The 14,162-nt window shown below is 72.8% G+C and carries 15 protein-coding genes; 4 read left to right on the top strand and 11 right to left on the bottom strand.

The genetic code is table 11. The features are described from left to right. Positions 1–291 precede the first annotated feature (291 nt). Positions 292–1,038, top strand: coding sequence for a DUF4097 family beta strand repeat-containing protein (locus J2N69_RS30645; protein WP_230903593.1), 747 nt, complete (start codon positions 292–294; stop codon positions 1,036–1,038). Positions 1,039–1,144: 106 nt separating this feature from the next. On the opposite strand, the gene J2N69_RS30650 is transcribed toward J2N69_RS30645, so the two are convergent. Genes J2N69_RS30650 through J2N69_RS30660 form a run of 3 tightly spaced genes read right to left on the bottom strand, consistent with a single transcriptional unit; the run spans position 1,145 to position 2,820 of the window. Beyond that, a complete protein-coding gene (locus J2N69_RS30650) occupies positions 1,145–1,447 on the bottom strand; it encodes a hypothetical protein (protein WP_230903594.1) in 303 nt (100 codons plus the stop codon). A gap of 18 nt (positions 1,448–1,465) precedes the next feature. After that, a complete protein-coding gene (locus tag J2N69_RS30655) occupies positions 1,466–2,476 on the bottom strand; it encodes a DUF1648 domain-containing protein (RefSeq protein ID WP_230903595.1) in 1,011 nt (336 codons plus the stop codon). Next, positions 2,473–2,820: a GntR family transcriptional regulator gene (locus J2N69_RS30660; protein ID WP_230903596.1), complete on the bottom strand. Its 348-nt coding sequence runs from the start codon at positions 2,818–2,820 to the stop codon at positions 2,473–2,475. The genes J2N69_RS30655 and J2N69_RS30660 overlap by 4 nt, the downstream gene beginning before the upstream one ends. Before the next feature lie 165 nt (positions 2,821–2,985). On the opposite strand from J2N69_RS30660, the gene J2N69_RS30665 reads away from it, so the two are divergent. Next, positions 2,986–3,891: a HipA family kinase gene (locus J2N69_RS30665; protein WP_230903597.1), complete on the top strand. Its 906-nt coding sequence runs from the start codon at positions 2,986–2,988 to the stop codon at positions 3,889–3,891. Between the two features lie 66 nt (positions 3,892–3,957). On the opposite strand, the gene J2N69_RS30670 is transcribed toward J2N69_RS30665, so the two are convergent. The 6 genes from J2N69_RS30670 to J2N69_RS30695 all read right to left on the bottom strand — a co-directional run bounded on the left by J2N69_RS30670 (position 3,958) and on the right by J2N69_RS30695 (position 10,407). Further along, on the bottom strand, positions 3,958–4,620 hold the full coding sequence (locus J2N69_RS30670) for a fasciclin domain-containing protein (protein ID WP_230903598.1): 663 nt from the start codon (positions 4,618–4,620) through the stop codon (positions 3,958–3,960). 105 nt (positions 4,621–4,725) lie between these two features. Then, positions 4,726–6,321: a molybdopterin-dependent oxidoreductase gene (locus J2N69_RS30675; protein WP_230903599.1), complete on the bottom strand. Its 1,596-nt coding sequence runs from the start codon at positions 6,319–6,321 to the stop codon at positions 4,726–4,728. 98 nt (positions 6,322–6,419) lie between these two features. Next, positions 6,420–7,196 carry an anti-sigma factor gene (locus J2N69_RS30680; protein ID WP_230903600.1) on the bottom strand — a complete coding sequence of 259 codons (777 nt, stop codon included), beginning with the start codon at positions 7,194–7,196 and terminating at the stop codon, positions 6,420–6,422. After that, positions 7,193–7,777, bottom strand: coding sequence for a sigma-70 family RNA polymerase sigma factor (locus J2N69_RS30685; protein WP_230903601.1), 585 nt, complete (start codon positions 7,775–7,777; stop codon positions 7,193–7,195). The genes J2N69_RS30680 and J2N69_RS30685 overlap by 4 nt, the downstream gene beginning before the upstream one ends. Positions 7,778–7,928: 151 nt before the next feature. Next, positions 7,929–9,548, bottom strand: a complete 1,620-nt coding sequence (gene aceB, locus J2N69_RS30690; protein WP_230903602.1) for a malate synthase A — start codon at positions 9,546–9,548, stop codon at positions 7,929–7,931. Positions 9,549–9,774: 226 nt separating this feature from the next. Next, positions 9,775–10,407, bottom strand: a complete 633-nt coding sequence (locus J2N69_RS30695) for a nucleotidyltransferase family protein (RefSeq protein ID WP_230904942.1) — start codon at positions 10,405–10,407, stop codon at positions 9,775–9,777. 195 nt (positions 10,408–10,602) lie between these two features. Here J2N69_RS30695 and J2N69_RS30700 point away from each other — a divergent pair, with 195 nt between their 5' ends. Further along, positions 10,603–10,917, top strand: a complete 315-nt coding sequence (locus J2N69_RS30700) for a DUF5955 family protein (protein WP_230903603.1) — start codon at positions 10,603–10,605, stop codon at positions 10,915–10,917. A 31-nt stretch (positions 10,918–10,948) separates the two neighbouring features. Here the strand turns inward: J2N69_RS30700 and yczR are convergent, their stop codons facing one another. After that, a complete protein-coding gene (gene yczR, locus J2N69_RS30705; RefSeq protein ID WP_230903604.1) occupies positions 10,949–12,439 on the bottom strand; it encodes a MocR-like transcription factor YczR in 1,491 nt (496 codons plus the stop codon). Positions 12,440–12,547: 108 nt separating this feature from the next. Between yczR and J2N69_RS30710 the strand changes: the two genes are divergently transcribed. After that, a complete protein-coding gene (locus tag J2N69_RS30710; protein WP_269075683.1) occupies positions 12,548–13,063 on the top strand; it encodes a universal stress protein in 516 nt (171 codons plus the stop codon). A 133-nt stretch (positions 13,064–13,196) separates the two neighbouring features. Here the strand turns inward: J2N69_RS30710 and J2N69_RS30715 are convergent, their stop codons facing one another. Next, on the bottom strand, positions 13,197–14,015 hold the full coding sequence (locus tag J2N69_RS30715; RefSeq protein WP_230903606.1) for an IclR family transcriptional regulator: 819 nt from the start codon (positions 14,013–14,015) through the stop codon (positions 13,197–13,199). Positions 14,016–14,162 lie beyond the last annotated feature (147 nt).

Genomic DNA, 14,162 nt, shown 5'->3' on the forward strand with positions numbered 1-14,162 from the left:
TGCCGGAGTAGGCACAGAAGGGGCGGTCGTCGCCAACGTGTCGCCTTGGGCTATCGTCTGATGCTTCGTCATACGGATCACTCCGGCCGGCCGGACGCGGCGCCGCAGCCCACCAGTGGCGTGCGCCATCTGCTGAAGGGCCGGGTCTCCGACTGCTCGTCCGCAGCCGCCGTCAGGACCCCACGGCCACGCTCTCGCCCCGGGAGCGGGACGTGCCGTAGGGCTGCACCCGGAAGACGGCGAACACCGCCGTGTACTCGCCGTTCCACGTCACTTGGGAGCTTGAAGAACATGGCAACGCGCAAGAACCGCTGGCTGCTCGCCGTCGGCCTGACCGTCCTCGCCGTGATAGCCGGCACCGGTGCCTGGTTGGTCACCAAGGCCCTGCCCGCCCATGAGCAGTACTCCTCCACCCACACCGCGAACGCCGCCGGCACCCTGCTGCGCGTCGACACCCGCGGCGGCGTCACCCTGCACGCCGGCCATGATGCCAAGATCCACGTCAAGGCCACCGGCGATTACGCGGACACCCCGCCGAAGGTGTCCGTGAAGTCCGCGGACGAGACGACCACCGTCACCGGCTCCTGCGGCGACGACTGCTCCCTGAACCTGGACATCACGCTGCCCGCCGCCCTGGCCGCCGAGGTCAGTTCGGGCCCGGGGCAGATCACCGGGAGCGGCCTGACCGGACGCCTGGCCCTGACCACCGAGGCCGGGGCCATCGACCTCACAGGCCCGCGGGGCCCGCTCGTGCTGCACACCTCCAGCGGCCGGATCGAGGTGAAGGACGCCAGGCCCGCCGCCTTCGAGGCCAGGACGGAACAGGGCGAGGTCCGCGCCACGTTCGCGACCGCCCCCGCCACCACCGACGTCACCACCGGCCAGGGCGGCGTCGACCTGACCCTGCCGCCGCACGCCGACTACTCCATCCAGGCCCAGAGCAAGACCGGGACGCCGCACATCACCCTGCCGTGGAATCGCGACGGCAAGCACACCGTGACCGTGCACACGAACCAGGGCGGCGTGGAGATCCACTGACGGCGTGCGAAGGCACCGCCGACCCACCACAGCCCCCCCGTGAAGGGGGCACGGTTGACCGCGCCGTCAGGTGAGCCGCCGGTAGCGGCGAAGAACACCAAGGCGGTCAGCGCGGCGCCGAAGGCGATGCCGAGCTGGGTCGAGGTGTTGAACAGGCCTGCCGGGTGCTGACCTGCACGCCGTGGACGACCATCGCGGCGACTGCGATCACTGGCCCGGTCTGAGGCACGCGGCGCCCCAGGCGCCCGACGGTCTGCATCACGATCACCCCACCGGCCAGCTCACCGAGGGCGATCAGCACGAAGGTCCCGGCCGCTTGGAGCGGAGTCAGGCCCAGCCCGCGTTGCAGGTACAGCGTCCAGGTCGTGAAGAACGTGCCGGACAGCAGCTCCAGCAGCAGCTGCGCCAACAGGCCACCGGAGAAGCCTCAGTGGGACGTGCCCTCGGCAGCGGGCGAGTTCGTGCGGGAGGCCTCCCGCAAGCTGTTCAGAAGTGCGGCGCCGCGTTCGGCGTCGTCCACGCTGACGGCGAAGTCCTTCCCCTTGGCGCGGATGACGAGGCACTGACCGCCGCGCACCATCACGGTGGTGCCCAGGCCGCTCAGCCGGTAGCCCCAGCCACCCACCTGCGCGGGGGTGCGGTGCTCGACGCGGGCGGAGTCGATGTCCTTCACGGCCCAGTGGCGGCTCGGCCAGCCGAGGGGGCCGAACGTCACCTTCATGCCCCGCTCGCTGACGCGCACCTGTACGGAGGAGCACCCCAGGAACGCGAGGGCGGCGAGCGCGAACGGGGCGAACAGCGACGGGTGCAAGGAGAAAAGGCCGCCATACCCGGCCACGAGGAGGGACAGGCCCGTGATTCCGGTGACGGTCGCGGCCATGGTGAGCCGGCGGTTGGACGTACGGGCGAACCAGACGAGCTGCTGGCCTGCGGGAATACTCATGCCGGGGCCACTCGTGACCCCCTGTGCCCCGTCGGCCGGTCGGCGGAGCGCCAGCCAGGCGAGAACGCCCGCGGCGAGGGCGATGGCGAAGATCGACACCACCCACGGTGTCACCGAATCGGCGTCGCGCCAGGTGGACTTGTCGAGGTTGGCCCACACGATCGACGCCTGGCCACCGGCCAGGAACACCCCTCCCGACGCCAGGGTGACCCCGGCCCACCCTCTGGACGCCGGGCCCGTCGCGCCGCCCGGCCGCCTGGCGAGGAACGCCACGGCCAGCATCAGGACGAGCCAGACCAGCGCGGGGAACAGCGCCGCCGCCCACAACGGCATGGAGTCGTCAGGGCTACCGCCCGCACCCCAGTGGGTCGCCAGCCGGTCCGGAAGCCGCCTGCTCGCCGCCGTCGGCAAGCCCAGCAGCAGCGCCAGGACACCGGCCCCCCAAGCGGCCGCCGCCCATACGGTGCCGCTAGCGCGCCGCACTTGTGCGTTCACGAAACCCCCTCGATCGCTTTGACGACGTCCGCCTTGCTGTAGCCCCTGCGGGCAGCCTCCTCGACCAGGGCGCGCACGAGGTCGACCAGATCGGAGCGGCGGTCCGCCCCGGCGGCCACGGTCACACCCCGGCCGCGCCTGAACTCCAGGACGCCTTCGTCCCGCAGGGTCCTGAGGCCGCGCAGCACCGTGTTGGTGTTGACGCCCAGGGCCTGGGACAACTCCCTGGCCGGGGGCAGCCGGTCACCGGGGGCGCACTCGCCCTCCGCGACCGCGCGCCTGATCGCACTCGCGACCTGTTCGTGCAGCGGGCGGGAGTCCGAGACGTTCAGCTTCAGCAGCATGGTGCTATTGAAGGTAGCACCAACCGGTCGCGTCGTGCGTCGGCAGAGGGCGACAGGGGCAGCGGCGTGCCTTGCGGGGCGGCCGGCCAGGTCCGCCCTGTCGCCGCGCGCCGAAGAAGCGAAACCCTCTCCTCGCCCGCGATCACCGGTCACTATGCTCACTTCATGCTGAGAGACGTCACCGCGACCCGCTACATCGAGCCCCTGCACACCGGCGGCTCCGTCCCCGGCGTCGTCGAGGCCGACGACCTCGGTACGTACGTCGTGAAGTTCACCGCGTCCGCCCAGGGCCGCAAGGCGCTGGTCGCCGAGATCATCGTGGGGGAACTGGCGCGCCACCTGGGGCTGCGCTTCCCCGAGATGGTCCTCGTCCACTTCGACCCGGCGGTCGCACGTGACGAGCCGCATCAGGAGGTCCAGGACCTGCTGCGCGCCAGCGCGGGCCTCAACCTCGGCATGGACCTGCTGCCGGGCGCGAAGGACTTCACCCCGGACGCCATCGACGTGGACCCGCTGGAGGCAGGCAAGGTCGTCTGGCTCGACGCCCTCACCGCCAACGTCGACCGCACGGTGCACAGTTCGAACCTCATGATCTGGCCCACCTTCGGCACCCGCCCCCCGAAGCTGTGGCTCATCGACCACGGCGCCGCCCTCGTCTTCCACCACCGCTGGGGCGCGTCCGCGCCCGACAAGGCGTACGACTTCCGCCACCACGCCCTCGGCGGCTACGGCCCCGACATGGCCGCCGCCGACGCCGAACTCGCCCCGCTCGTCACGGAGTCCGTGCTGCGCGACATCGTCGGCCTCGTACCGGACGCCTGGCTCGCCGACGAGCCGGGCTTCGCCTCGTCCGACGAGGTGCGCGAGGCGTACGTCGGCCACCTCCTGGCCCGCGCCCGCTCCTCCGCGGCCTGGCTGCCCACCGGCTTCCCCACCCGCGGCGAACTGGCCGCGGCCGACGCGCGCCGCGCCGCCGCCACCCAGGCGGGCCGCCCGGCCTGGCTGAAGCGGGTGCCGGACCTGCACGGCAAGCCGGCGGCGGAGCAGGACTGGACGCGGCACGTGGGCTGACGGCGCGCGCCCGCCCGGGGAAGCGGGGGCACGCCGTCAGCCGGTCTCAACGGAGCGGACGGACGGTCAGCTCTTGGGCATCAGGACGGTGTCGATGATGTGGACCTTCGCGTTGGAGGTCTCGACGTTGCCGCAGACCACGTTCGCCGAGTCGTTCACCTTGAACGACTCCCCGGAACCGGACGTCGTCAGCCTGCTCTTCTCCAGCGTCTCGTAGGAGCCCTTCTCCAGGTCCTTGGGCTCCAGCTTCTCCCCGACCACGTGGTAGGTGAGGATCTTGGTGAGCTGGGCCTTGTCGCCGAGGACCTTGTCCAGGTCGGCCTTGGGGATCTTCGCGAAGGCGTCGTTCGTCGGGGCGAAGACGGTGATGTCCTTGGCGTTGTTGAGCGTGTCGACGAGACCGGCCTTCTTCACGGCCGTGACCAGCGTCGACAGCTCCGGGTTGTTCGAGGCCGCGGTGGCGACCGGGTCCTCGGCCATGCCGTCGAAGCTGCCCTTGCCGTCCTTGGGCACGGACGAACAGGCGGGGCCGAAGGGCTCGGTCATGGCGGCCGTGTCCTTGGCGGGACTCTCGTCGGCCTTCTTCTCGGCGGCCGACGACTTCGACGCGTCGGACGACGAGGAGCTGTCGCCGCTGTCGTCCGAGCAGGCCGTGAGGGCCAGCGGGAGGAACGCGACCGAGGCGGCGGCGAGAGCGGTGCGGCGCAGACGGCGGGGTGTGGTGTTCATGGTTCTTTCTCCTGGGAGACGGCCGCGGTACGGATCTGGTCCGCGGGGATTGGTGTTCTCTGGTGCGAGCGGAGGGCTCGCGCGGGTGCCGGAGGCGGGCGGGGGTCAGTCGACGGTGACCACCACCGAATGCCGGCCGCTCGCCCCGTCGGGGATCGTGCGGGTCCGCTTCTCGGTCTGGACCGTGCCCGTGCGGTCGGTCGCCCGCACGGTGAGGGTGTGGCCGCCGGACGTGGCCTCCCAGGGGAACGACCACAGGCGCCAGGTGTCCCGGGTGTTCTCGGCGGCGAGGTCGGCGGGCCGCCAGGGGCCGTCGTCGACACGCACCTCGACCTTGTCGATGCCGCGGTGCTGCGCCCAGGCGACCCCGGCGACCATCACCGTGCCCGCTTTGGGCCGGGCGAAGGGCTTGGGGGTGTCGATCCGCGACTGGGTCTTGACGGGAGCCTTCCGGGCCCAGTCCCGCTTCACCCAGTACGGGTCGTAGTCGTCGAACGTGGTCAGCTCGATGTCCCTGATCCACTTGCAGGCCGACACATAGCCGTACAGGCCGGGGACCAGCATGCGCACCGGGAAACCGTGCACGAAGGGCAGCGGTTCGCCGTTCATGCCCAGGGCGAGCATCGCGTCGCGGCCGTCCATCACGTCGTCCACGGGTGTGCCGATGGTCATGCCGTCCACGGACCGGGCCACCAGCTGGTCGGCGGGGCCGCCCCGGGACGGGGGTACGACACCGCTCTCCTCCAGCAGCTCCGTCAAGGGCACGCCGATCCAGCGGGCGTTGCCGACGTAGGGGCCGCCGACCTCGTTCGAGACGCAGGTCAGGGTGATGTCCCGTTCGATCAGGTCACGCCGCAGCAGATCCGCGAAGGAGAAGGTCCTTTCGCGCGTGACGCCCTTGCCGTGAATCCGCAGCCGCCAGGTCTCGGCGTTCACCTTGGGCACCACGAGCGCGGTGTCCACCCGGTAGAAGTCCTTGGTGGGCGTGACGAAGGAGCTGATGCCCGGCACCCGCGGCTGTACGCCCCTGGGCACGCGGGCGGCGGGCGACGCGGGGTCCGGGAGCACGACACCCGCGCGCGAGGCGACGGCGTCCTTGCCGCTCGCGGCGTTGAGGGACTTGCCGAGGACACCGGCCCCCGCCGACGCGGCGGCGGCCGCGCTCGCGGCGATGAGGAAGCCGCGCCGGTCCCATCCCTCGCCGCCGTCCCCGGCCGCCGCGGGCGCCGCGCGCCGGACGAGGCGTCCCGCGAGCACGTAGAGGACCGCGGCACCGGCGACCGAGCCCACGAGCGAGGGCACGGCGTCCCCGAGGCTCGTGGAGTCCGGGCGGGCCGTCGCCGCGACGGCGCCGATCACGCCGAAGAGCAGCACACCCGCCGCGCCCACCCGGCGGTGGCGCAGCGCCAGCAGCCCCAGCGCGAGGGCCAGGAGAGCCAGCACCGCGAGAATCCCCGCCTGGAGGACGAGCTTGTCGTCCGTGCCGAAGCGCTGGATCGCCCAGTCCTTGACGGCGGCGGGCGTGCGGTCGATGGCGGCGCCGCCGACCGCGACCACGGGACCGGACTCGGGGCGGACCGCCGCGGACAGCAGTTCCGCCACCGCCAGCGCCGCGCAGCCGGCCAGCAGTCCGCTGAGCGCGCCGGCCGCCACGCGCCACCGGTCGGCGTGCCGCCGCGGGACCTTCCGTTCTGTCTTCACGTGGGGTATCCGTGGCCGACGGCCGCGCGGATTGGTCGATTCCCCGATCGAGTGAAAGGACTTCTGGCGGCGACGCCGACGCCAGACGTCTGCGCAGGTCAGCTCGGGAAGGTCAGGAGCGCAACCGGCGTGGACGTCGGTTCCTTGGAGCCGCCCGCGGGCTCCACCGTGATGCCCATGCCCCTCGCGTCGCCGACCTCGCCCCGCATCAGCACCGCCTCGGTCGGGCGGTCGGGGTCCATCAGACCGGCCGGGCGCATGGCGTCGCCGTCGTTGAACCAGAGCTGATAGACCTTGCCGCGCGGTGGCCGCGCCATGCCGTCGGCCACGAACACGGCCTTGTCGAGGCTCTTGGAGACCACGACCGTGCCGCTGGCCCCGCCGTCGATCCCGCCGGTGCGCGCCCTGGCGTCGGGGGCGGCCAGCACCTCCGCCAGTTCCTGGGAGCGTTCCCTGGCCTGCTCCTGGACCTGCCGGGCCTGCTCGCGCGCCTCCTGCGCCCGCTGGTGCTGCCAGACCGTCGTGCCGCCGAAGGCCACGGCCGCGGCGAGGCACGCCGCCAGGGCCCACCGGGAGGCACCCTGCGACCTGGGTGTCCTGCGCGGCTTCGTGGCCGGGCCCGGGTCCGGTTCGCCGCGCGGGACGTCCTGGCGGACCGTGGCGATGCGCCCGAGCACCTCGTCCTTCATGGCGCGCCGGGGAGCCACGGCGGATGCCATCGCGAGCCGCGTGACGGTCGCCGTCAGCTCCCGTACCTCCTGGGCGCACGAAGGGCAGAGCGCGAGGTGTTCCTCGAACCGGGCGCGCTCGGCGTCGTCCAGCGCGTTCGCGGCGTAGGCACCCGTGAGGGTGTGGAGATCGGCTGTGGTGCTCATGCGGTCACCCCCAGGCAGTCGCGCAGCCGGATGAGTCCGTCGCGCAGGCGGGTCTTGACCGTGCCCAAGGGCAGGGCGAGGAGTTCGGCGACCTGCCGGTAGGTCAGGCCGCGGTAGTAGGCGAGCGTCACGGACTGGCGCTGGACCTCGGTGAGGCCGCGCAGGCACCGGCGCACCTGTTCCCGCTCCAGGTGGGTCTCGACCTGCTCGCTGACCTCGTCGAACTCCGGGGTCCGGGAGAGCAGGGCGGCCTTGTGCTCACGGGCCGCCGACGCCTCCACCGAGCGGACGCGGTCCACCGCGCGACGGTGGGCGAGGGTGAGCACCCAGTTCATCGCGGTGCCGAGGTCGGGCCGGTAGCGGGGCGCGGTGCGCCACACCTCGACCATGACTTCCTGGGCGACCTCCTCGGACTGGGCGTGGTCGCGCAGCACGCCGCGCACGACGCCGAGGACGGGGCCCGCCACGGCGTCGTAGACACCGGAGAAGGCCTGCTGATCGCCGCGGGCGACGCGGGCGACCAGCTCTTGGAGGTCGGGTCCGGGTGCTGACCGGGAGCCGATGCGGACGACATCATTCACGCGGTGATCCTTCGGGGACGGGGCGCGGGTCGGCGTACAGAACTGATACGTAGCCGACGGCGCCCCGGATTGCCCACTGACGCACGCGATCCGCCCCCGGCGCTGTGCGGTGCCGGGGGCGGACAGAAGGAACGCAGGCGGAAGGGGTGCGTCAGCGGAGCTGCTCGTACGCCGGGAGCGTCAGGAAGTCCGCGTAGTCCTGGTCCAGGGAGACCTGGAGGAGGAGGTCGTGGGCCTGCTGCCACTTGCCCGCGGCGAACGCCTCGTCGCCGATCTCGGCGCGGATGGCGTCGAGTTCCCGCGCCGCCACCTTGCGGGCGAGGTCCGCGGTGGCGGTCTCGCCGTTCTCGAAGACGACACCGGCGTTGATCCACTGCCAGATCTGCGAGCGCGAGATCTCCGCGGTGGCGGCGTCCTCCATGAGGTTGAAGATGGCGACGGCGCCGAGGCCGCGCAGCCACGCCTCGATGTAGCGGATGCCGACCTGGACGGCGTTGACCAGCCCGTCGTACGTGGGCTTCGCGTCGAGGGAGTCGATGGCGATCAGGTCGGCCGCCGAGACGTGCACGTCCTCACGGAGGCGGTCCTTCTGGTTCGGCTTGTCGCCGAGCACCGCGTCGAAGGACTCCATGGCGATCGGGACCAGGTCCGGGTGGGCCACCCACGAGCCGTCGAAGCCGTCGGCGGCCTCGCGGTCCTTGTCGTTCTTGACCTTCTCGAACGCGACCTTGTTGACCTCCGCGTCCTTGCGGGAGGGGATGAACGCCGCCATGCCGCCGATCGCGTGCGCGCCGCGCTTGTGGCAGGTGCGCACGAGGAGTTCGGTGTACGCGCGCATGAACGGGGCGGTCATCGTGACCTGGTTGCGGTCCGGCAGGACGAACTTCTCGCCGCCGTCGCGGAAGTTCTTGACGATGGAGAAGAGGTAGTCCCAGCGGCCCGCGTTCAGCCCCGAGGCGTGGTCACGCAGTTCGTAGAGGATCTCCTCCATCTGGTACGCGGCGGTGATCGTCTCGATCAGGACGGTCGCGCGGACCGTGCCCTGCGGGATGCCGACGTAGTCCTGGGCGAAGACGAAGATGTCGTTCCAGAGGCGCGCCTCCAGGTACGACTCCGTCTTCGGGAGGTAGAAGTACGGGCCCTTGCCCAGCTCGATGAGGCGCTTGGCGTTGTGGAAGAAGTACAGGCCGAAGTCGACCAGGGCGCCGGGGACCGGGCGGCCCTCCACCTGGAGGTGGCGCTCGTCCAGGTGCCAGCCGCGCGGGCGCATGACGACCGTGGCCAGCTCACCGGCGTCCTTCAGGGCGTACGACTTGCCGGTGCGCTCGTCGGTGAAGTCGATGCGGCGCTCGTAGGCGTCGGTGAGGTTCAGCTGGCCGAGGACCACGTTCTCCCAGGTGGGCGCGGAGGCGTCCTCGAAGTCGGCGAGCCAGACCTTGGCGCCCGAGTTCAGGGCGTTGATGGTCATCTTGCGGTCGGTCGGGCCCGTGATCTCGACCCGGCGGTCGTTGAGCGCGGCCGGGGCCTCGGCGACCCGCCAGGAGTCGTCGGCGCGGACCGAGGCGGTCTCCGGGAGGAAGTCGAGGGTGGAGGTGGCGGCGATCTCGGCGCGGCGCTCGGCGCGCCGGGCGAGGAGCTCGTCACGCCGGGGCGTGAACAGCCGGTGCAGCTCGGCCACAAAGGCGAGGGCCGCGTCGGTGAGCACCTCTTCCTGCCGGGGCAGGGGCTCTGCGTCGACGATGGCCAGCGGCGACGGCGCTAGTGCGGACATGAGCTGTCACTTCCTTCAGAGAGCTGCACGGACGGTGCCGGGCGAGCCGCCGGGCAGACACGGTGGCACTGAGTGCCACAGGAGCCGAGGTGCGGCTGCGGGGCCCCGTCCGAGGGAACGGGCCTTCTGGTCAGTGGATACTAGTTTTCTCATGGTGGAAGTTCAATCGTTTGTTGATGTCGAGATTCTCTTCGTCGACAGAACGTGTCGCTGAGTGCCACCCCGGTCACTCCAAGTGGATCAGGTCCTCCGCCGTGTCGATGTCGTACGCCTCGGCCACCTCCCCGCACTCGATGAGCGTCAGCGCGTCGGCGTGCGCCCGCAGATAGTCGCGTGCCCCCCGATCGCCGACCGCGGTCGCCTCGATGCCCGCCCAGTGCGCGGAACCGAACAGCACGGGATGGCCGCGCAGCCCGTCGTACGCGGCCGCCGCGAGCGTCGACGGCGAGCGGTAGGCGTCCCGCACCCGCGCCGTCGCCGCCGCGCCGATCCCCGGCTGGTCGACGAGCGAGACCAGCGCCGCGCCCGCCCCCGTGCCCCGGAGCGAGGCGAGACCGGCCCGCAGCGACGAACCCATGCCCTGCTCCCACTCCGGGTTGTCGACCAGTACGCAGCCGGGCAGTGAGGCACGCGCGCGTACGGTGTCGGCGGCGGCGCCGAGGACCACGTGCACCCGCGTGCAGCCCGCCGCGCGGAGCACCTCCACCGCGTGCTCCACCAGGGGGCGGCCGCGGTGCTCCAGGAGCGCCTTCGGCCGACCGCCGAGGCGCCGTCCGCCACCGGCCGCCAGCAGGAGCCCGGCGACCTCGGTCACATCCGTGTCCTCGGCCGCGTCCGCGCCCTGGGGATGCCCGTTCATCGGTTCTGTCCTCATGCCTACTGGATACACCCGATCGGGGCAGCCCGTTCCGGCCGCGGCCACGGCCGGAAAGTGGCGCCGCCCGGGCGAGGGGCGGTTTACTGATCCACGGCCCCCGGCGCCTGACCAGCGCCGACCGGGGGCCCTGGAAGACGCACGAGAACAGCCGCACGAAGACGTGCGAGGGGGAGAACTGTGTTGCAAAGCATGGGGCAGAGGCGAGTGACGGGCAGCGACGAGGACCCGCGGGTGGCGGAACTGCGCACCGCCGTGTCCCGGCTGCGCCGAGAACTCGCCGCGCACCCCGTCGAGTTCGCCGACCGGGGCATCGCCGAGGACGAACTGGCGGCGCTCGCCGCGATGGCCGACGGCGGCACCCCGGAGATCCCCCGGCTGCGGCGTTCCCTCCTCCTCGTGGCGGGCGCGATCGGCTCGGTCAGCGCCCTGGCGCCGGGCCTGGCGGGGGTGCGGGGGGCGGTCGAGACGTTCGGCGAGACGGGCGGCCGCTGACGGGGCGCCCGGTCCCGCAGGGCCGGGGGCGCTACGCCACCCAGTGCCGGCGGCTCACGTCGTCCCCGGCGCCCCGCAGGTCGCCCGCCGACGCCGCCGCCAGTCGCGCCACCGCCTGCTCCAGCAGGTCGGGCGGGAGCGTGTAGGGGATGCGGAGCCGGTGCTCGTGCGTCCCCGGGTCCGCGCCGAACCGCGACCCGCCCTCGATCCGTACGCCGTGCGCGAGCGCCGCGCGGGCCAGCGACGACGCCACCGGCCGCCCCAAATCCACCCAGAGCGAGAGGCCGCCCGGCGGCAACCGCCAGTGCCACTCCGGCAGCTGGCGGGCCAGCGACGCCGCCAGGGAGTCCCGCTGCGCCCGCAGGCGCGGCAGCCGCTCGCGCAGCACGTCGTCCATGCCGCGCAGCAGATGGAGCGCCACCAGCTGCTCGATGACGGGCGTCGCCATGTCGACCGGCACCCGCGCCATCGCCAGCTCGGTGACCAGCTTCGAGCCCGCCCGCACCCAGCCGATCCGCAGCCCGCCCCAGTGCGACTTGCTCAACGACCCCACGGTGACCACCTGTTCACCCGCGCCGGCCGGTGCCAGCGAGGCGAACGGCGCGGGGCGCGGGACGTCCAGCGCGATGTCGGAGATGGTCTCGTCGATCACCAGCCAGGTACCGGTGGCCCGGGCCGTCTCCAGGACGCGCACCCGCTGCTCGCGCGGCATCAGCCTGCCCGTCGGGTTCTGGAAGTCCGGGACGAGGTACGCGATACGGGGCGCCGCCTGCCGCAACGACGACTCGACGAGCCCGCTGTCCCAGCCGTCGTCCGTGACCGGCACCGGCACCGCGCGCAGGCCCGCGCCGCGGATCGCGTCCAGGGCGTTCGGGTACGAGGGGTTCTCCACCAGGACCCGGTCGCCCGGCCTGCCGAGGAGGTTCAGGGTCAACGACAGCGCGTGCTGGGCGCCCGTGGTGATCAGGATCTGGTCGGGGAGCGTGGGCAGGCCACGCCGCGTGAACCGCTCGGCGACCGCCGCCCGCAACTCCGGGATGCCGTACGGGTGGTAGCCCGGCGTCGGCGCGTGCGCGGCCAGCATCCCGGCCGCCGCGCCGAGCGCCGCGCTCAGCTCCGCCTCCGGGGCGCCGGGCGCCGCCACCGCCAGGTCGAGCACGTCGTCCCCCACCGGGAACGCCGCCACGCTCGACGGGCGCTGCCCTTCCGGCAGCTCGGTCCAGGTGCCCGCGCCGCGACGGCTGCGCGCGTAACCGCCCTCGCGCAGGACGTCGTACGCCGCCGTGACGGTGGCCCGGCTCACCGAGAGGGCCGCCGCCAGCTCGCGCTCGGCGGGCAGCCGGGTGTGCAGCGGGACGCGGCCGTCGAGCAGGAGCGTGCGCACGCCCTGGGCGAGCGCGCGGTAGCCGGGGCGCTCGCCGACGGTGCCGGTCAGCAGATCGGCCAGCCGGTGGCTGCCCAGCCTTCGGTCCACCCTCCGGGCGGCGCTGTCCATGCTGTGGACCACCCGTGCCTCTGCCATGCCAACTCCCGCTGATTGGCCCTGCTCTCCAGGCCAATCAGCGTACAGACTCCCTTCCCGTCGGCTTCAGTGAGCTTGTTTGGCCTGGGAGGGGCAGCGATGACGCGGATGTGGACGGGGTCCGGCAGTGGAACGGGACGCGTGGTGGTCGGGGTGAGCGGCTCCCTCGCGAGCCTCGCGGCCCTGCGCGTCGCCGCCGAGGAGGCCCGGCGCAGCCGCCGCGTGCTCGTCGCGGTGATCGCCTGGGAGCCACCGGAGGGCGAGACGCTGTATCTGCGCCACCCCGACCGGGAGTGGGCCCGCCACTGGTGGGGCGACGCGCGCACCCGCCTCGACCGTGCCTTCGACGAGGTCTTCGGTGGCGCGGCGCCCGGCGTCAGGACCGAACGCCGGGTGGTCAGGGCCCGCCCGGCCCGTGCCCTGAGCGACCTCGCCGCGCACCCCGGCGACCTCCTGGTCCTCGGCACCCGCCCCGGCAGACACCGCCCGACCCGGACCCACCGCCGCGTCCGCGCCCGCATCACCTGCCCGATCCTCACGGTCCCGGCCCCGCCGGTGCCGCGGCGCGTGCGCAGGGCGCTGCGCAAGATGACGGCGGAGGACTTCGCGCTGGCGGGGGAGTGAGGGCGGGCTCCCACGTCTCGACGCCGGGTTCCCGCCAGCCCCGGAGGTCCTTGCGGCAGGGGGAGCGGCCGCCGGGTGCCCCGCAGGGCCTTGCCTCAGGGAAAGCGGCCGCCCGGTGCCCCGCAGGGTCCCGTCAGGACGGCGTCGGGCCCGCGTTGACCAGGGCCGCGGAGAGTTCCACCGCCACCTGCTGCAGCACCGGCACGATCCTCTCCGTGGCCGCCTCCGTCACCCGCCCCGCCGGGCCGGAGATCGAGATCGCCGCCGCCGTGGGCGAGTTCGGCACCGGCACGGCAAGGCACCGTACGCCGATCTCCTGCTCGTTGTCGTCCACTGCGTACCCCGCCCGGCGGACCTCCTCCAGCGCGTCGAGGAACCCTTCCGGCGTCGTGATCGTCTTCTCCGTGGCCGCCGGCATCCCCGTACGGGCCAGCAGCGCCCGCACCTCCTCAGGCGGCGTGTGGGCCAGCAGCGCCTTGCCGACGCCCGTGGAGTGCGGCAGGACCCGCCGGCCGACCTCGGTGAACATCCGCATGGAGTGCTTGGACGGCACCTGCGCGACGTACACGATCTCGTCGCCGTCGAGCAGCGCCATGTTGGCCGTCTCGCCGGTCTCCTCGACGAGCCGGGCCAGATACGGCCGCGCCCACGTGCCGAGCAGCCGCGAGGCCGACTCGCCGAGCCGGATCAGGCGCGGGCCGAGCGAGTAGCGGCGGTTGGCCTGCTGGCGCACGTACCCGCAGGCGACGAGCGTGCGCATCAGGCGGTGGATCGTAGGAAGGGGCAGGCCGCTGCTGGCGGAGAGTTCGCTCAGGCCGACCTCGCCACCCGCGTCCGCCATCCGTTCGAGCAGATCGAAGGCGCGCTCAAGTGACTGGACGCCACCGCTCGCGGCGGGGGGCTTCGAGACGGCGACTTCAGCAGGGGCGTCGTTGGCGCTTGACGTCGGCACGGCGCGTTCCTTTCGGTGCTGGCGGGCAAGGAAGCAGCCTACCGGGCGGTTCCTGCCGAGGGGTTTCGCGCGTGGGGGCGTCATAGCCGGTCAGGGGGGCTTTGTCCGTGTCTTCGCGGGCTTGTCCGGTGGCCCACGGTGGTGTGG

It is taken from the genome of Streptomyces huasconensis (assembly GCF_021028635.1).
Lineage (GTDB): Bacteria > Actinomycetota > Actinomycetes > Streptomycetales > Streptomycetaceae > Streptomyces > Streptomyces huasconensis.